An 18,144-nucleotide genomic window follows, 5' to 3' on the forward strand; every position below is an offset into this window, starting at 1 on the left:
ATGAATGGAAATTAAAGCAGTCTTTTTTGATATTGATGGGACGTTAGTAAATGATAGTCGGACAGTCTTGAAATCCACAGAACAAGCGATTCATAGTTTAAAACAGCAAGGTATTTTAGTTGGTTTAGCGACAGGTCGGGGTCCATTTTTTGTTCAATCTTTTATGGAGCAGTTGGATTTGGACTTTGCAGTAACCTATAATGGACAATATATTTTTTCAAAAGATAAAGTCATTTCTGCGAAGCCAATTGATAAAACCAGTTTGCGTCACTTGATTCAGTATGCTCGCCAGCATAAAATAGAAATTTCATTTGGGACAAAATCAGGAGTGGTTGGCTCCAAAATCATGAGCTTTGGCATGAGCAAGTTTTCTCAATGGACCAGTCACTTTGTTCCGAAGAAGATGACACACTTGGTCAATAAAAGTTTCAACAATGTGATTAGTAAGGCACTTCCTCAACAACAGGATGATTTATTGAAATCTATTCAAGAGCCGATTTATCAAGTACTGATGCTGGCAACACCAAAAGAAACACAAGCTATCGAAGTAGATTTTCCAGATTTAAAGTTTACTCGTAGCAGTCCTTTCGCAGCTGATATCGTCAATCAAGGAATGTCAAAGTTAGAAGGAATTAAGCTGGTTGGAAAAGAATACGGTTTTGACATCAATCAAGTCATGGCTTTTGGTGATTCTGATAATGACGTTGAGATGTTAGCGGGCGTTGGCATGTCTATTGCCATGGGAAATGGAACCAGCCGAGTGAAAGAAGTCGCGAAACACACTACTAGCAGTAATAGTCAGGACGGAATTCATAAGGCTTTGGAGCATTTTGGTATTTTGGCAAGTGAAAAAGTCTTTGTCAGTAGCGACCACCACTTTAATAAGGTCAAAGAATTTCATGGGATAATGGATGAATGCACGCAGGAAGAGCCCATCCTGTGGACAACAGAAGGTGCTCGTCATCGTGCAGGTTTCAAGGTAGAAGAATTAGTAGAATTTTTACGGGCAGCCAGTCCGTCAGAAGAAATTTTCAATCAGTCTGTTCAATCTTTGCACGAAGCTGTGAACAAAGCTGCTGAAAAAGTCAAAAAGAAGAGCAAAGCAGAGATGTCCTTAGTTGGGCAAGTAGATGCACTGATTGATATGTTGTATTTTACTTATGGTAGTTTTGTTTTAATGGGAGTAGATCCTGAGCGTTTATTTGAAATTGTACACCAAGCGAATATGGGGAAACTCTTCCCAGATGGTAAAGCGCACTTTGACCCAGTTACTCATAAAATTTTAAAACCAGATGATTGGGAAAAAAATTATGCACCGGAACCTGCTATCAAAAAAGAGCTTGAACGTCAAATTCAAGCTTATCAACGAAATTGTGAAAAAAATGAAGAATAAAAAAGAGGAGAGACTGGTTTATGCCAATCTCTCTTTATCTTTGTATTATAATGTTTTTTCCTTATCACGAACAACAAGTAAGTCAACTTTTGCATGACGCAAGATGTATTCAGATGAGGAACCAACCAGTAACCGTTCAAAGGCATTGAGCCCAGTAGCACCGACCATGATGAGATCAACTTTTTGTTCTTCTGGAATATCTGTTGCAAGAAGGGTTTTCGGATTTCCCATTTCAACAACTGTGACAACATTTCCCACACCAGCTTCTTTGGCTTTTTCAGCATATTGATCCATGAGTTTTTTTGCGTCTTCTTGTAATTCTTCATAGACTTCTGCATCAAATGTAGAAACGCTTTGCAAGGCACGTGTATCAATTACATGGGCAATCGTTAGGCGTGAATTATTTCTAAGCGCAACATTTACACCCTTTTCAAAGGCAAGCTCAGCTTCGTGAGAACCGTCAACAGCGACCATAATGTTTTGATATCTTTGTAGCATAGGAATACCTCCATTCTTTCTTTAGTTATATTGTAACCCTTTACATGAAAAAAGTAAAGCATTTTCATGCAGACTTTACAAGAAGTTTTTTAGATTTTTTAGAAAAATTGCGTTATAATAAATTGACTCTTTTGAAATGAGGAAAAATTCGATGAAAGAATTTAATAAATCAACAAAATTAGAACATGTGGCTTATGATATTCGTGGTCCCGTCTTAGAAGAAGCAATGCGGATGCGTGCAAATGGTGAGAAAATCCTTCGGTTGAACACAGGAAACCCTGCCGAGTTTGGTTTTACGGCACCAGATGAAGTGATTCATGACTTGATTATGAATGCACGTGATAGCGAGGGGTATTCTGACTCGAAAGGGATTTTTTCTGCTCGGAAAGCCATTATGCAATATTGCCAGTTAAAGAATATTCCAAATGTTGATATTGACGATGTCTACCTTGGAAATGGAGTCAGCGAGCTGATTGTCATGTCTATGCAAGGTTTGCTAGATAATGGTGATGAGGTGCTGGTACCTATGCCGGATTATCCTCTCTGGACTGCTGCTGTGAGTTTAGCAGGAGGAAATGCAGTTCATTATCTTTGTGATGAAGCGGCAGATTGGTATCCAGATATTAATGACATCAAATCAAAAATTACCTCTAATACAAAGGCTATTGTCGTTATCAACCCAAACAATCCGACAGGAGCTTTGTATCCTAAAGAGGTGTTGGAAGAACTTGTTGAAGTTGCGCGGCAAAACAACTTGATTATTTTTGCAGATGAGATTTATGACCGTTTAGTGATGGACGGTGAGAAACATACGGCTATCGCCAGTTTGGCTCCTGACCTCTTTTGTGTCAGCATGAACGGCTTGTCTAAATCACACCGTATCGCGGGTTTTCGTGTCGGGTGGATGGTGTTATCTGGTCCTAAATATCACGTGAAAGATTATATTGAAGGGCTAAACATGCTATCCAATATGCGTTTGTGTTCAAACGTCTTATCTCAGCATGTGGTACAAACGTCGCTTGGTGGTTATCAATCAGTCGATGAATTGCTGCTTCCTGGCGGACGGATTTATGAGCAACGGAATTTTATTTACAAGGCTATCAATGAAATTCCAGGCTTGTCGGCAACAAAACCTAAAGCTGGTCTTTATATTTTTCCTAAAATTGATAGGGAAATGTATCGAGTAGATGACGATGAGCAATTCGTGCTTGATTTCTTAAAGCAAGAAAAGATTTTGCTGGTGCACGGACGAGGCTTTAACTGGAAAGATCCAGATCATTTCCGGATTGTTTATCTGCCTCGTGTAGATGAGTTAGCACAAATCCAAGAGAAGATGACTCGTTTCTTAAGGCAATATCGTAGATGATGAAGAGCAGCCGAAAGGTTGCTTTTTTGCTACTTAAATAAAAGAGTACTAAACTTAGCAAGACTAATTGCACACAATTGTATCTCAATAAACAATTTTCAGATAATTGTTGAAGATTAAAGCGCTTTATGGTATAATCAATAAGATTATATGCGAGGTAAATTATGGCAAACTTATTAGCGAAAACACGAAAAATTACATCTATTTTGCGTCGTTCAGATGAGCGATTACAGGATGAATTACCTTACAATGCAATTACCCAGCAGTTAGCTGAAATTATGGATTGCAATGCCTGCATTGTAAACAGTAAAGGGCGTCTTTTGGGGTATTTCATGCGCTACAAGACGAATAATGACCGAGTGGAAGCATTTTATCAAACGAAAATCTTCCCAGAAGAGTATGTTCGCACAGCGAATTTAATGTATGATACAGAAGCCAATCTTCCTGTCAATCATGATTTGTCAATTTTTCCAGTCGAAACCAAAGATGAATTTCCAGATGGCTTGACGACAATTTCACCTATCCATGTTTCAGGGATTCGCTTAGGAACTTTGATTGTTTGGCGCAATGATAAAGAATTTGATGATGATGATTTGATTTTGGTTGAAATTGCAAGTACAGTGGTTGGTATTCAGTTGCTCAACTTCCAACGAGAAGAAGATGAAAAAAATATTCGTCGCAGAACAGCTGTAACCATGGCTGTAAATACTTTGTCTTATTCAGAATTACGAGCTGTTTCAGCTATTTTAGGTGAATTAAACGGTAATGAAGGTCAATTGACAGCATCGGTCATTGCGGATCGTATTGGCATTACTCGCTCGGTGATTGTCAATGCTCTGCGTAAACTAGAGAGTGCAGGCATTATTGAAAGTCGCTCTCTAGGAATGAAAGGGACCTATCTTAAAGTCCTTATTCCCGATGTCTTTGAAGAGATTAAAAAGAGAGATTACTGATGACAAAAGCATTGATTTCGATTGATTATACGGTGGACTTTGTAGCAGATAATGGGAAATTGACGGCAGGTGCACCAGCTCAGGCGATTTCTAAAACTATCGCACAGGTAACAAAGGTTGCTTTTGATCGAGGCGATTATATCTTTTTTGCCATTGATGCCCATGATGAAGGGGATATTTTTCACCCAGAGAGTAAACTCTTTCCACCACATAACATCAAAGGCACTAGTGGACGTAACCTTTATGGACCGTTGGCGGATTTTTATCAGGAGCATAAAGCAGATTCTCGCGTCTTTTGGATGGATAAACGGCATTATTCAGCTTTTTCGGGAACAGATTTGGATATTCGTCTGCGAGAAAGAAAAGTTGACACGGTGATTTTGACTGGTGTTCTGACGGATATTTGCGTTCTCCACACAGCTATTGATGCCTATAATTTAGGGTATCAAATTGAGGTGGTAGAGTCTGCTGTAGCTTCTCTTTCGGAGGAAAATCATAAATTTGCACTAAACCACTTGCAAAATGTTTTAGGTTCGACTATAATAGATAACAATTTAAAAGTAAAAAAGCAGTAGAGTAGGCTTGTTGACTTGAACAGAGAGTGCTGAAAGCTGAGAGCAGCACCAAGGAAGCAAAATCCGAAGAACATACTGTCAATGATATAATGGTTTTTTCTATGCTATTTATGGTAAAGGATGATATTGTCTAAAACTATTATATCATTGCAAGAAATTTGTGTGAATCAAAGCGCAAACGTCTGCTCACGTTACGAGCTAGAGGTTGCAATGCAACGAATAACAGTGGTACCACGGCTTTCGTCTGTTTTACAGGCGGAAGCCGTTTTTATATAGCTCTTAATGTTTTAGCGTTTAGAGCTATGATTATAGATTTACGTAGTAAAGTCAATGTTCCTTATAATTCTTAGTACTTAGAGGAGCGGTTGCAATTTTGTTAGTTGGACAAAAGCTGTAAACAAAAAATGCTTCCTACTTTTAGTATCTAGAGCTACGGGCGTAGATTTCTATAAGTAATTTGCGGCAAGTTGACGATTTAACTGAAATGAATTTAGAAAGAGGTAGAGAATATGAAAGAAGTTTTTATTGGAAACTATGGTTTGGAACAAGTTGGTCAGAAAATGATAGCGACTGGGTGGGTTGCAAATATCCGAAATCATGGGAAATTGGCTTTTATAGAGCTACGAGACAGAGAAGGACTGCTTCAAGTTTTTGTCGCAGGTGATAGCCCGGCTTTTACTGAAATTGAACATCTACATAAAGAAGATGTGATTGCTGTTACAGGAGAAGTTGTCGAGCGAGAAGCCCGCTTTGTCAACAAAGCTATCAAGTCTGGACAGGTGGAGCTGCGAGCAGAGGCAATTCAAATCCTTGCAAGTAGTAAGCCTCTTCCTTTTGAACTCGATCAGCACGCCCATACAGGAGAAGAGTTGCGGCAGAAGTACCGCTATCTGGATTTGCGTCGGAGTAAGATGACAGAGAACCTCAAACTGCGTCACCAAGTAACCAGCACAATTCGTGACTACTTAAACGGTAAGGATTTTCTGGAAGTGGAGACACCTTATTTGACGAAATCTACACCAGAAGGAGCCAGAGATTTTTTGGTTCCTAGTCGAGTTTTTAAAAATCAATTTTATGCCTTGCCACAAAGTCCCCAAATGCTGAAGCAACTCCTAATGGGAGCTGGTCTGGAGCGTTATTATCAAGTTGTTCGCTGCTTTCGAGATGAGGATTTACGGGGAGACCGTCAGCCTGAATTTACTCAGGTCGATATGGAAATGAGTTTTGCTAGTGAAAAAGACATTCGCATGCTTGTAGAAGAGATGCTCAAAGCGGTTGTCAAGAAAACTCATGGTTTGGAACTGACAGAGGCTTTTCCGACTATCAGTTATGAAGAAGCCATGAACCGCTTTGGTACGGATAAGCCGGATACGCGTTTTGGTTTGGAACTGAAAAATCTGACCGCTCTCTGTCAGGATAATCCCTCTCTTTTGCTCAAACAGGCTTTTGCTCGTCATGAAGAATTATGGGGTATCTGTGTTCCTGATGCTGCGGATTCTTTCACGAAGAAGCAACTCAGTCATTTCTATCAGGAAATGAAAGAATTTGGAGCTAGTAGGTTTGCTAGTCTTAAAGTGGAAGCAGGTGAACTTCAAGGGGATTTGGCTTCGACTTTTGAAGCAGAAGCAGCTGCCTTCCTAGACCGATTTGAAGCGCAAGACGGTGATTTGCTTTTACTGGTCATTGCCAAGAAAAGACAAGCTCAGGAAGCCTTGGGGCACTTGCGATTGGAGATTGCCAAACAATTAGATTTAATCGATCAGAGTCAACTGAACTTCCTTTGGGTATTAGATTGGCCTTTGCTAGAGTGGAATGAGGAGCAAGAACGCTATCAAGCTATGCACCACCCGTTCACCCAAGGAATTTTTGAAAATGAGGAAGAAGATTTAGCTTCAATCAAAAGTCATGCCTATGATATTGTCCTTAATGGTTATGAAATTGGGGGCGGTAGCCTGCGGATTCATGATCGAAAGAGTCAAGAAGCTATGTTTGAACTCTTGGGCATGGAAAAAGAAGATTACGAGCGGGACTTTGGATTTTTCTTAGAAGCGCTTGATTATGGTTTCCCGCCGCATGGTGGTCTAGCACTGGGCTTGGATCGACTGGTCATGATTTTAGCTGGTGAAGAAAATATCCGTCAGGTCATTGCCTTTCCTAAAAATGGAGCTGGTTTTGATCCGATGCTAGAAAGTCCCAGCCAAGTAGATGCGAGTCAAGTGAAAGAACTTCATTTGGAATTGAAGAACTAAGCCTATTTGTGATAAAATAAGAAGATGACTGTTTTTCGGTTATGCTGAAAAATAAAAGAAGAGAAAGGAAACAGAGATGAAAATTACTCAAGAGGAAGTAACGCATGTTGCCAACCTGTCAAAACTCGCTTTTTCACCTGAAGAAACAGCAGAATTTGCGACAACTTTGTCAAAAATTGTGGACATGGTGGAGTTGTTAAACGAAGTTGATACAACTGGTGTGCCTTTTACATCAAATGTTGCAGAAAATGTCAACTATATGCGTGAAGATGTAGCAATTGCAGGTTGGAATCGAGAAGAACTTTTCCAAAATGTGCCTGAAAAAGAGCGAGGCTATATCAAAGTGCCTGCTATTCTAGATGACGGAGGAGACGCCTAATGACTTTGAATCAAAAAACAATTGAAGAATTGCATGATCTCCTTGTCAAAAAGGAACTTTCCGCAGTTGAGCTGACGAAAGCTACTCTGGAAGATATTAAGAGTCGAGAAAGTGCAGTTGATAGCTTTATTACGATTAGTGAAGAAGAAGCATTGGCGCAAGCAGCAGCAGTAGACGCGAAGGGAATTGACGCAGATAATCTTATGAGCGGGATTCCACTAGCTGTTAAGGACAATATTTCTACTAAGGGGATTTTAACGACAGCTGCATCAAAAATTCTTTACAATTATAAGCCAATTTTTGATGCAACCAGTGTAGAAAAACTCCATGAGAAAGATATGATTGTCATTGGTAAGACCAATATGGACGAATTTGCCATGGGTGGCTCCAGTGAAAATTCTTATTTTAAGACTACGAAAAATGCCTGGGACGCTACAAAAGTTCCCGGTGGTTCATCTGGTGGTTCAGCGACAGCAGTTGCTTCTGGTCAGGTTCGCTTGTCTTTAGGTTCTGATACCGGTGGCTCTATCCGTCAGCCAGCTTCCTTTAACGGAGTGGTCGGACTGAAGCCAACTTATGGACGAGTTTCTCGCTTTGGGCTCATTGCTTTTGGTAGCTCGTTGGATCAAATCGGACCTTTTGCTCAGACGGTCAAAGAAAACGCTCAGCTTTTGGGCGTAATTGCAGGCAATGATAAAAAAGACTCAACCTCTTCTCAACGAACTGTTCCTGATTTCACTAGCAAGATTGGTCAAGATATTAAAGGATTGAAAATTGCTCTTCCAAAAGAATATATGGGTGAAGGGATTGATGAAAAAGTCAAGGAACGCATTTTGGCAGCTGCTAAACATTTGGAAAGTCTGGGAGCGATTGTTGAAGAAGTCAGCCTGCCGCACAGCAAATATGGGGTAGCGGTTTACTATATCATCGCTTCCTCTGAAGCCAGCTCTAACTTGCAACGTTTCGATGGGATTCGTTATGGCTATCGGGCAGATGAGATTGAGAACTTAGAAGATGTCTATGTCAAGTCTCGTAGCCAAGGTTTTGGTGAGGAAGTGAAGCGCCGGATTATGTTGGGAACATTTAGTCTGTCTTCTGGTTATTACGATGCTTATTTCAAGAAAGCAGGTCAAGTTCGGACGCTCATTATGCAAGATTTTGCCAAGGTATTTGAAAAGTATGATTTGATTTTAGGACCAACTGCACCGACGGTTGCTTACGACTTAGGAACTCAAAGTCATGATCCAGTAGCTATGTATTTGGCTGATCTTTTGACAATTCCGGTCAATTTGGCAGGGCTTCCTGGTATTTCTATTCCAGCAGGCTTTGCGGACGGACTTCCGGTTGGTCTGCAATTGATTGGAAATCATTTTGATGAAGAAACGATTTATCAAGTGGCAGCTGCTTTTGAAGCAACGACAGACTACCACAAGCAAAAACCAGTCATTTTTGGAGGTGAAAAATAATGAACTTTGAAACGATTATTGGGCTGGAAGTCCACGTTGAATTAAAAACAAATTCAAAAATTTTCTCACCAGCACCGGCTCATTTCGGAGAAGATCCAAATACCAACACCAATATCATTGACTGGTCTTTCCCAGGTGTCTTGCCGGTGATGAACAAGGGAGTTATTGATTACGGTATTAAGGCTGCTCTGGCGCTCAATATGGACATTCATCAAAAGATGCACTTTGACCGCAAGAATTATTTCTATCCAGACAATCCGAAAGCTTACCAAATCTCTCAATTTGACGAGCCAATTGGCTACAATGGCTGGATTGAGATTGAACTAGAAGACGGCACGACTAAGAAAATTCGCATTGAGCGGGCCCACTTGGAAGAAGACGCCGGAAAGAATACCCACGGCAGCGATGGCTACTCTTATGTTGACCTTAACCGCCAAGGCGTGCCGCTGATTGAGATTGTTTCAGAAGCGGATATGCGAAGTCCAGAAGAAGCCTATGCTTATCTGACAGCTCTCAAGGAAATTATCCAGTATACTGGCATTTCTGATGTCAAAATGGAAGAAGGGTCCATGCGCGTGGATGCCAATATTTCTATCCGTCCTTATGGTCAAGAAGAATTTGGAACCAAGACTGAGCTGAAAAACCTTAACTCTTTCAACTTTGTTCGCAAAGGTCTGGCCTTTGAGGAAAAACGTCAGGCTGAGATTTTGCGTAGCGGCGGTCAAATTCGTCAAGAAACTCGCCGGTATGACGAAGCAACGGGTGAAACCCTACTTATGCGGGTCAAGGAAGGCTCGGCTGACTATCGTTACTTCCCAGAGCCTGACCTACCAAACTTTGAGATTGATGATAGTTGGATTGAGTCAGTGCGCTCAGATTTACCAGCCTTTCCAAAAGAACGTCGGGCTAAGTACAAGGCAGACTTTGGATTGTCAGACTATGATGCCAAGCAATTGACAGCAACGAAGAACATCTCTGACTTCTTTGAAGCTGCAGTGACAGCAGGTGGAGACGCGAAATCTGTGTCAAACTGGCTCCAAGGTGAGGTTGCTCAATACCTCAATGCTGAAGGTAAAACGATTGAAGAAATCGGCTTAACACCAGTCAACTTGACTGAAATGTTGAGTTTGGTGGCAGACGGTACGATTTCCTCTAAAATCGCTAAAAAAGTCTTTGTTCATTTGGCGAAGAATGGTGGTTCAGCCAAGGAATACGTTGAAAAAGCTGGCTTAGTGCAGATTTCTGACCCAGCACAACTTCTTCCAATCATCCAAGAGGTTTTTGCCAATAATGAAAAAGCAATCAACGACTACAAGGGTGGTAACAAGAATGCAGCCAAGTCCCTGATCGGTCAGCTCATGAAAGCTACCAGAGGTCAAGCCAATCCACAAGTAGCTCAAAAACTTCTTAATGAAGAATTGGCAAAGTTGTAAAATCTAAAAAAAATCAGTCGTTTCGGCTGATTTTTTGTGCTATAATCATAGAATGGAAAAGCTTGGGGGTAAGATATGTCAAAAATAGCAAAAGGCACCATTTTAACCTTAGTCGCAGGAATTGCATGGGGATTGTCTGGGACGAGCGGACAATACTTGATGACGCATGGATTTCCTGTTTTAGTTTTAACGAATATTCGACTTTTAATTGCAGGACTTCTGTTGGTATTGTATATGTTGCTAACTAATCGTAGAAAATTGGTTGAAATGCTAAAAGATCAAAAAGCGATGATGTCTTTGATGCTGTTTGCTTTATTAGGATTGTTGCTCAATCAATTTGCTTATTTAAAGTCTATTTATGAAAGCAATGCAGGAACAGCAACCGTTTTACAATATGTCTGTCCGGTGGGAATCCTTGCCTACACTTGTCTCAAAGACCGTGTTGCACCTACCGTGACAGAAGTGTTATCTATGATGTTAGCGGTTGGTGGAACCTTTTTGATTGCCACTCACGGACAGCTCAATCAGTTGTCTGTCACGCCTGCAGGACTGTTTTGGGGACTGTTTGCCGCATTCACTTACGCTTTGTATATTCTTATTCCGATTCAGCTGATAAAGGCGTGGGGTAGCATTCCGGTGATTGGAGTGGGCATGATGCTAGCAGGCATTGTCTTAACGCCATTTAGCGGTGTTTTGCGTTTTCATTGGCAGTTGTCAATGGAAGTATATCTGGCTTTAGCGGGGATTATCCTAGTAGGGACAATTATCGCCTATACGCTATTTCTCAAAGGAACCAGTTTAGTCGGGCCTGTGAAATCTAGCCTTCTAGCGGCTGTTGAGCCTATATCGGCTGTATTTTTCGCCTTTCTCATTATGCACGAGCAATTTTATCTCGTAGATTTTGCTGGTATGTTTATGATTTTATCAGCAGTCGCTTTGATTTCTATAAAAGATTTGATATTGGAAAAAAGAAAAGGGATCTTATAAAAAGACAGAGCTGTTTATTTCACTCTGCCTTTTATTTTGAAAAAAATTGCCAAAAGAAATCAATAATATACGTCAAACCGTAAGTATAAATGACCAGTGTGATTGGTTTGCATAATACAATAATCATCATGTATTTTTTAAAAGACATCTTCGTCAGGGCTGCTAGCATGCAGAGGAAGTCTGCTGGGCTGATAGGCCAAATCATCATAAAGATGAAAAAACGTTCAAAACGATTGTCCTCATCCAGCCAACCAATGTATTTGTTATAAGTACGCTTGCTAACGATAGATTGGACAAAAGCTGGTCCGTAGGTACGCGCCAGATAAAAAATAATAGCACAGCCGATGACGATACCGACATAATTATAAATGGTACCAATGATATGACCATAAATGAAGACACCAGCAACCGAAGTCAAAGCTCCAGGAATAATAGGAACAACTGTTTGTAGGATTTGCAGGAAAATAAAGAGTGGCGGTCCCCAAATGCCAGCTTGCTTAATAAAGGCTGACAGGGTTTCTTTGGATTGTAAAATGCCAGCATAATAGGCCCAGATACAGAAAATCACCGTCCCAACTGCTCCGATAATAGAAGACCAGTTGATAAATTTTTGTAAAAAAGGGGAAACGGCAGTCATTTTCTTACTCGTATTTGCCATAAGTTCCTCCGTGTTAAATTCTCTATTCTTACTATAACATTTTTAAACATTTTTTGGCAAATTGTACATAAAATCGATGAAAAAATCTAGGGTGCGAAAACTTTTTTTTTATGTTAAAATAGGTAGAAGTATAATGTTTGGAGAGAAATGTGGCAATTGAAAACTACATGCCTGATTTTGCGATTGAGGCAGTTTATGATTTGACAGTTGAAAGTTTAAAAAAACACGGTATCAAGGCTGTTTTGGTGGATTTAGATAATACTCTTATCGCATGGAACAATCCCGACGGAACGCCGGAAATGAAGCAGTGGCTCCATGATGTGCGCGATGCAGGGATTCGGATTATTGTGGTGTCCAATAACACTAAAAAACGAGTCAAACGAGCAGTTGAAAAGTTTGAAATTGACTATGTCTGTTGGTCTATGAAACCATTCACTTGGGGGATTGATCGGGCGCTGAAAGAATTTCATTTTGAGAAAAATGAAGTGGTCATGGTGGGAGATCAGCTCATGACTGATATTCGAGCTGCTCATAGAGCAGGAATTCGTTCGATTTTGGTCAAGCCACTGGTCGAGCATGATTCGTTAAAGACCCAGATTAATCGAGCTCGTGAGCGTCGTGTGTTGAAAAAAATCACCGAAAAATACGAACCGATTGAGTATAAAAAAGGAATTTAAACATGGAAGACATTCTCTGTATTGGGTGCGGAGCGCCGATTCAGACAAAATATAAGGATAGGCTTGGCTACACCCCTCAGTCGGCTTTGGAAAAGGGAATGGAGACAGGTGAGCTGTATTGTCAGCGCTGTTTCCGTCTGCGTCACTACAACGAAATTACCGATGTGCAATTGACAGACGATGATTTTCTCAGACTTCTCCACGAAGTCGGCGACAGCAATGCTCTCGTAGTCAATGTAGTAGATATTTTTGATTTTAATGGTTCGGTGATTCCGGGTTTGCCACGCTTTGTGGCTGGTAACGATGTGCTGTTGGTCGGGAATAAAAAAGATATTCTCCCTAAGTCGGTTAAGACGAGCAAGGTTGCCCAATGGCTGACGGAGCGGGCTCACGAGGAAGGACTGCGCCCTGTTGATGTAGTTTTGACTTCAGCTCAAAACAAGCAAGCGATTAAAGAATTGATTGAAAAGATTGAGCAATATCGGAAAGGCCGAGATGTTTATGTGGTCGGCGTGACCAATGTTGGTAAGTCCACACTTATCAATGCCATTATTCAGGAAATTACTGGGGATAAGGAAATCATTACGACTTCGCGTTTTCCAGGGACCACACTGGATAAGATTGAGATTCCGCTGGCTGACGGCAGTCATATCTACGACACACCAGGGATTATCCACCGCCACCAAATGGCTCATTATCTGTCTGCTAAAAATCTTAAATATGTCAGTCCTAAAAAGGAAATCAAACCCAAAACTTACCAACTCAATCCTGAACAAACCCTCTTTTTAGGGGGCTTGGGGCGCTTTGATTTTGTGTCAGGTGATAAACAAGGCTTTACGGCTTATTTTGACAATGAACTCAAATTGCATCGCACCAAGCTTGTAGGAGCGGGAGAATTTTATGAAAAGCATGTTGGCTCTTTGCTAGCACCGCCCTCTAAAAAAGAAGTGGCAGATTTTCCTCAGCTCGTCAAACATGAGTTGAAAATTGAAGCCAAAACAGATGTAGTCTTTTCAGGCTTGGGCTGGATTCGCGTGACAGGGCCAGCAAAGATTGTAGCCTGGGCACCAGAGGGAGTTGCAGTAGTGACCCGAAAAGCCATTATCTAAGGAATTCTAGTAAGAAACCGTCACAGTTAAACCAATTTTTAGAAAGGAATTGAACACGAGCTAAAACTTTGAAAAATAGAAAAATTCTCTTAGAAAATCATTGATTCTTCGTCGAATTTCCTAGTTTTCTGTCGGTTTTGTCGTTCTTTGTATCTTATTATGTCATTAACATCTAAACAGCGAGCTTTTTTAAATAGTCAGGCTCATATCCTCAAACCAATCATTCAAATTGGCAAAAACGGTCTCAACGACCAGATTAAAACGAGTGTCCGTCAAGCTCTAGATGCTAGAGAATTGATTAAAGTAACTCTTCTACAAAATACAGATGAGAACATCCATGAAGTAGCAGAAATTCTCGAAGAGGAAATTGGTGTGGATACTGTTCAAAAAATTGGTCGTACTTTGATTCTCTACAAGCAGTCTAGCAAAAAGGAAAACCGCAAAATTTCAGTAAAGGTAAAAGAAATTTAGAGGAAGCAGCCTATGGCAATTGAATTACTGACTCCCTTCACCAAGGTGAAGTTGGAACCAGAAGTAAAAGCAAAAAAAAGAAAGCAGGTGGGGATTTTAGGTGGAAACTTTAATCCAGTTCATAATGCCCATTTGGTTGTGGCGGATCAAGTTCGTCAACAATTATGTTTAGATCAGGTCTTGCTGATGCCTGAGTATGAGCCACCACATGTTGATAAAAAATCAACGATTGATGAGAAGCACCGACTGAAAATGCTGGAGTTGGCAATTGAAGGCATTGAAGGTCTGGGAATTGAAACCATTGAGCTGGAGAGAAAAGGGATTAGTTACACCTATGATACGATGAAATTTTTGACGGAAAAACATCCAGATACAGATTATTATTTCATCATCGGAGCGGATATGGTAGATTACCTTTCCAAGTGGCATCGGATTGACGAATTAGTCGATTTGGTTCAATTTGTTGGGGTTCAGCGCCCCCGCTATAAAGCAGGAACATCTTATCCAGTTATCTGGGTAGATGTGCCGTTGATGGATATTTCTTCGAGTATGGTTCGAGCTTTTCTGGCTCAAGGTCGGACGCCGAATTTTCTCCTACCCAAGCCAGTTTTAGACTATATTGAGAAAGAAGGGCTTTACAATGGGATATGAAACTTATGTGGGAATTTCTCGTGAGCAACTTTTAGTCAAAATGCAGCAGCTTTTACCAGAGAAACGTTTTAAACATTGTCTGGGAGTGGAACAAGCAGCGATTGACTTGGCAGAGCGCTTCGGTGTAGATGTAGAAAAAGCTGGTTTGGCAGGTCTGCTCCATGATTATGCAAAAAAGCTCTCTGACGAAGAATTTCTGGCACTGATTGATAAGTATGCTCTGGATCCAGCATTGAAAGATTGGGGAAATAATGTCTGGCATGGCATGGTCGGCATTTATAAAATTCAGGAAGATTTAGGATTGATAGATCCAGAAATTCTACGAGCTATTGAGGTTCATACCGTAGGTTCTGCTCAGATGTCCGACTTAGACAAGGTGGTTTATGTAGCAGACTATATTGAGCCTAATCGGAACTTTCCAGGAGTGGAGCAAGCACGTGAAATTGCTAAAAAATCGTTAAATAAGGCGGTTGCCTACGAAACTGTTCATACCGTAGAACACCTAGCTCACCAAGCCTTTCCTATCTTCCCACAAACCATTGAGACTTATAATGCGTATGTTGGCTTTATGAAAGATGACAAATGAAAACGGCTCTGTTAGTGATTGATATTCAAACAGCCTTGATAGAGGCTAAACCGTATGCTGTTGATAACTGCTTATCTGTCTGGCAAAAAGCAATCGCCACTTGTCGTGAGAAAAACATTGAAGTGATTTATGTCCGCCACAATGACGACGAACTACTAACAGGAAGTCATGGCTGGGAAATTTACGGAGCTATTGCTCCAGAAGTTGGCGAAAAAATCTTTGATAAACATTATAATAGTGCTTTTAAAGAAACTCGTTTACAGACTTATCTGGATAGCCAAGCTATTGAGCGGCTGATTATCATTGGCATGGCAACGAATTATTGCATTGATATGACTGTTAAGGTGGCGTTTGAGTTTGGTTATGATTTGGCAGTTGTTAAAAATGGCACGACTACCTTTGCTGAAAGAGAAATTACAGCAGAACAATTAATACAGCATTATGAAAATACTTGGAACGGACGTTTTGCCCAAGTGGCTGATTTAGAAGAAATTTTAAAAGAGGATTAAATGGATAAAAAAGAACTATTAGAAATTGTTGTAAAAGCAGCGGATGAAAAACGAGCAGAAGACATTACTGTGCTAGATTTGCAAGAATTGACGACGATGACAGACTATTTTGTCATTGCCAGCTCTATGAACAGCCGTCAACTAGAAGCTATTGCTGATAATATTCGTGAAAAAGTTACAGAAGCAGGGCAATCAGCTAGCCATGTAGAAGGAGACTCTGCTGGAGGCTGGGTGCTTTTGGATCTAGGCGGGGTGGTTGTTCATATTTTTTCTGAGGAAATGCGGAATCACTACAACCTTGAAAAACTCTGGCATGAAGCCGTTGGTGTGGATGTGACACCATTGCTTGAGAAACAAGCCTTGTAGATAAAAAACGATGAGGGTTGAGGACATTGTCCCAACCTCTTTCAATGAGAAGAAAGGAAGAGTACCTTTTTGGTACTTCTAGATAAGATGACAACTTATGAAACCTTCGCATCAGTCTATGATGCTATTATGGATGATAGTCTTTATGATAAATGGACCGATTTTTCGCTCCGCCATTTTCCAAAAAATAAGAAAAAGCTCTTAGAATTAGCTTGTGGAACTGGGATTCAATCCGTACGCTTTGCCAAAGCTGGCTTTGATGTGACGGGATTGGATTTGAGTGATGAGATGCTTGAAATCGCTCGTAAACGTGCCAAAGAAGCAGGTGAAGCTATTGAATTCAGACAGGGCAACATGCTTGATTTGTCGCAAGCTGGTAAATATGATTTGGTGACTTGCTACTCTGATTCAATTTGCTACATGGCCGATGAAATTGAAGTCGGTGATGTCTTTCAGCAAGTTTACAACTGCTTGAACGAAGGCGGAGTATTCATCTTTGACGTGCACTCAACTTACCAGACAGACACAGTCTTTCCTGGCTATTCTTACCATGAAAACGCTGAAGAATTTGCCATGGTCTGGGATACATACGCCGATGAGGCGCCACATTCAGTCGTGCATGAATTGACCTTTTTCTTGCAAGACGAAGACGGGCGCTTCACACGTTACGACGAAGTCCACGAAGAACGCACTTACGAAGTCTTAACTTACGATATCCTCTTGGAACAAGCAGGCTTCAAATCATTCAAACTTTACGCCGACTTTGAGGACATAAAGCCACGCAAAAAATCAAACCGCTGGTTCTTTGTGGTGGAGAAATGAGAAAATCGTTATATCCCCACGTATTATATGTATAAAGGAATGATTTAATGTTTCAATTATTAATTATTGTAGGAATCGTAGTTATAGAATTTTGTGTATTGAAGAATATTTTATCCGTGAATGTAAAAGATTATCAGGGATTTAGTACGAGATTTTTTTCTCCAAGCAACAATAGTATCAGTACAGGCAGTGTTATTTTCTGGATATTGGCTTCTCCTATTTTTTCGTCTCTAGCATATATATTTACTTTATTTGTAAATTCTACACTGGAGTGTAATTATATCCAATTTGATATGCTTTGGCTTATAAGTGTACTGTTTTGGTTATGGTTTTCTCTATTAGTGTTTGTATTAGGGAGACGAAAACTGGTAAATTGGCTTTTTGTTAGTTTTATAGCTGGAAGTTCAATTCTGTTTAATTGGTATTTATCTTCAATATCTTTTACTGGAGATGTAAAAGATATACTGCCGAATGCTAATAATACGACATTTCAGCTTTACTTGATATTGGGAATATTTTTAGTTTCAACAATACAAATTATTTATGAGCGAGATGATTACGATTTAAGACGTACTAGATTCATTTTAGAGAAGTTGGATTTGTACCTTTCTAAGTTTAAAGTTTTATTTGAATTAGAAGGTGAAGAACTTTACTTGGCTCTTGCAATTCTGATAGTGGAAGATTTTGAACGCCCAAAATTTATTAGATATATAGAGAATATTATAAAATCTTCTACCCGAAATATTGCGCAAAATGATTCTAGAAATGATAATCATAGCGTTTCTTTACTTGTGAAAGAAATTCATGATTTATATATTATAGGAGAAGATGATTACCCTTACCAGAGAATAAGGAATTTCGCCTTAAAATACAATAATTCTTCGAGATATGCTGATGATGTCTGGAAAATATATGACGAAGTGTCTAAACTTGATGAAAATATAAAATTGTTGAAAAAAACAAACCACAATGTTAGTGAAGAGCTAATTTAAAATA

At 40.1% G+C, this 18,144-nt stretch carries 20 protein-coding genes; 18 read left to right on the forward strand and 2 right to left on the reverse strand.

Features of this window, described 5'->3' with window-relative positions:
• The first annotated feature begins 4 nt into the window (after positions 1-4).
• A complete protein-coding gene (locus ACOMA9_RS07465; RefSeq protein WP_003027382.1) occupies positions 5-1,393 on the forward strand; it encodes a Cof-type HAD-IIB family hydrolase in 1,389 nt (462 codons plus the stop codon).
• A 45-nt stretch (positions 1,394-1,438) separates the two neighbouring features.
• Here ACOMA9_RS07465 and ACOMA9_RS07470 read toward each other — a convergent pair whose 3' ends face one another.
• Complete coding sequence (locus tag ACOMA9_RS07470; protein ID WP_003028799.1) at positions 1,439-1,891, reverse strand: universal stress protein; 453 nt, start codon at positions 1,889-1,891, stop codon at positions 1,439-1,441.
• 151 nt (positions 1,892-2,042) lie between these two features.
• On the opposite strand from ACOMA9_RS07470, the gene ACOMA9_RS07475 reads away from it, so the two are divergent.
• From ACOMA9_RS07475 to ACOMA9_RS07510, 8 genes are all read left to right on the forward strand, one after another.
• A complete protein-coding gene (locus tag ACOMA9_RS07475; protein ID WP_049507361.1) occupies positions 2,043-3,257 on the forward strand; it encodes a pyridoxal phosphate-dependent aminotransferase in 1,215 nt (404 codons plus the stop codon).
• A gap of 164 nt (positions 3,258-3,421) precedes the next feature.
• On the forward strand, positions 3,422-4,210 hold the full coding sequence (codY, locus tag ACOMA9_RS07480) for a GTP-sensing pleiotropic transcriptional regulator CodY (protein ID WP_003028802.1): 789 nt from the start codon (positions 3,422-3,424) through the stop codon (positions 4,208-4,210).
• The gene (locus ACOMA9_RS07485; protein ID WP_070670591.1) at positions 4,210-4,785 is read left to right on the forward strand and encodes a cysteine hydrolase family protein; all 576 of its coding nucleotides are present in this window, start codon (positions 4,210-4,212) and stop codon (positions 4,783-4,785) included. Before codY ends, ACOMA9_RS07485 begins: the two co-directional genes overlap by 1 nt.
• Positions 4,786-5,294: 509 nt before the next feature.
• The gene (gene aspS, locus ACOMA9_RS07490) at positions 5,295-7,034 is read left to right on the forward strand and encodes an aspartate--tRNA ligase (RefSeq protein ID WP_151380378.1); all 1,740 of its coding nucleotides are present in this window, start codon (positions 5,295-5,297) and stop codon (positions 7,032-7,034) included.
• 76 nt (positions 7,035-7,110) lie between these two features.
• Positions 7,111-7,413 carry an Asp-tRNA(Asn)/Glu-tRNA(Gln) amidotransferase subunit GatC gene (gatC, locus tag ACOMA9_RS07495; protein WP_247906701.1) on the forward strand — a complete coding sequence of 101 codons (303 nt, stop codon included), beginning with the start codon at positions 7,111-7,113 and terminating at the stop codon, positions 7,411-7,413.
• Positions 7,413-8,879, forward strand: coding sequence for an Asp-tRNA(Asn)/Glu-tRNA(Gln) amidotransferase subunit GatA (gatA, locus tag ACOMA9_RS07500; RefSeq protein ID WP_195323323.1), 1,467 nt, complete (start codon positions 7,413-7,415; stop codon positions 8,877-8,879). Before gatC ends, gatA begins: the two co-directional genes overlap by 1 nt.
• Positions 8,879-10,312, forward strand: coding sequence for an Asp-tRNA(Asn)/Glu-tRNA(Gln) amidotransferase subunit GatB (gene gatB / locus ACOMA9_RS07505; RefSeq protein ID WP_330945212.1), 1,434 nt, complete (start codon positions 8,879-8,881; stop codon positions 10,310-10,312). Before gatA ends, gatB begins: the two co-directional genes overlap by 1 nt.
• Positions 10,313-10,387: 75 nt before the next feature.
• Positions 10,388-11,299: a DMT family transporter gene (locus ACOMA9_RS07510; protein ID WP_151380380.1), complete on the forward strand. Its 912-nt coding sequence runs from the start codon at positions 10,388-10,390 to the stop codon at positions 11,297-11,299.
• Between the two features lie 31 nt (positions 11,300-11,330).
• On the opposite strand, the gene ACOMA9_RS07515 is transcribed toward ACOMA9_RS07510, so the two are convergent.
• A complete protein-coding gene (locus ACOMA9_RS07515) occupies positions 11,331-11,957 on the reverse strand; it encodes a TVP38/TMEM64 family protein (protein ID WP_330945211.1) in 627 nt (208 codons plus the stop codon).
• A 149-nt stretch (positions 11,958-12,106) separates the two neighbouring features.
• On the opposite strand from ACOMA9_RS07515, the gene ACOMA9_RS07520 reads away from it, so the two are divergent.
• The 9 genes from ACOMA9_RS07520 (at position 12,107) to ACOMA9_RS07560 (ending at position 18,140) form a co-directional block, all read left to right on the forward strand.
• A complete protein-coding gene (locus ACOMA9_RS07520; protein WP_003031000.1) occupies positions 12,107-12,634 on the forward strand; it encodes a YqeG family HAD IIIA-type phosphatase in 528 nt (175 codons plus the stop codon).
• A 2-nt stretch (positions 12,635-12,636) separates the two neighbouring features.
• Positions 12,637-13,743, forward strand: coding sequence for a ribosome biogenesis GTPase YqeH (yqeH, locus tag ACOMA9_RS07525; protein ID WP_330945210.1), 1,107 nt, complete (start codon positions 12,637-12,639; stop codon positions 13,741-13,743).
• A 159-nt stretch (positions 13,744-13,902) separates the two neighbouring features.
• Entirely contained in the window at positions 13,903-14,214 is a 312-nt protein-coding gene (gene yhbY, locus ACOMA9_RS07530; protein WP_151380382.1) for a ribosome assembly RNA-binding protein YhbY, read from the forward strand.
• A 12-nt stretch (positions 14,215-14,226) separates the two neighbouring features.
• Positions 14,227-14,865, forward strand: coding sequence for a nicotinate-nucleotide adenylyltransferase (locus ACOMA9_RS07535; RefSeq protein ID WP_421425087.1), 639 nt, complete (start codon positions 14,227-14,229; stop codon positions 14,863-14,865).
• Positions 14,855-15,451 (forward strand): bis(5'-nucleosyl)-tetraphosphatase (symmetrical) YqeK, encoded by a 597-nt coding sequence (gene yqeK / locus ACOMA9_RS07540; protein ID WP_330945209.1) that lies wholly within the window; start codon positions 14,855-14,857, stop codon positions 15,449-15,451. The genes ACOMA9_RS07535 and yqeK overlap by 11 nt, the downstream gene beginning before the upstream one ends.
• On the forward strand, positions 15,448-15,960 hold the full coding sequence (locus tag ACOMA9_RS07545) for a cysteine hydrolase family protein (protein ID WP_330945208.1): 513 nt from the start codon (positions 15,448-15,450) through the stop codon (positions 15,958-15,960). The genes yqeK and ACOMA9_RS07545 overlap by 4 nt, the downstream gene beginning before the upstream one ends.
• Complete coding sequence (gene rsfS / locus ACOMA9_RS07550) at positions 15,961-16,326, forward strand: ribosome silencing factor (protein WP_106083041.1); 366 nt, start codon at positions 15,961-15,963, stop codon at positions 16,324-16,326.
• An 87-nt stretch (positions 16,327-16,413) separates the two neighbouring features.
• Positions 16,414-17,148: a class I SAM-dependent DNA methyltransferase gene (locus tag ACOMA9_RS07555; RefSeq protein WP_247905945.1), complete on the forward strand. Its 735-nt coding sequence runs from the start codon at positions 16,414-16,416 to the stop codon at positions 17,146-17,148.
• A gap of 47 nt (positions 17,149-17,195) precedes the next feature.
• On the forward strand, positions 17,196-18,140 hold the full coding sequence (locus ACOMA9_RS07560; protein ID WP_003039509.1) for a hypothetical protein: 945 nt from the start codon (positions 17,196-17,198) through the stop codon (positions 18,138-18,140).
• The last annotated feature ends 4 nt before the right edge of the window (positions 18,141-18,144 follow it).

Source organism: Streptococcus atopicus, assembly GCF_049166725.1.
GTDB lineage: Bacteria > Bacillota > Bacilli > Lactobacillales > Streptococcaceae > Streptococcus > Streptococcus hominis.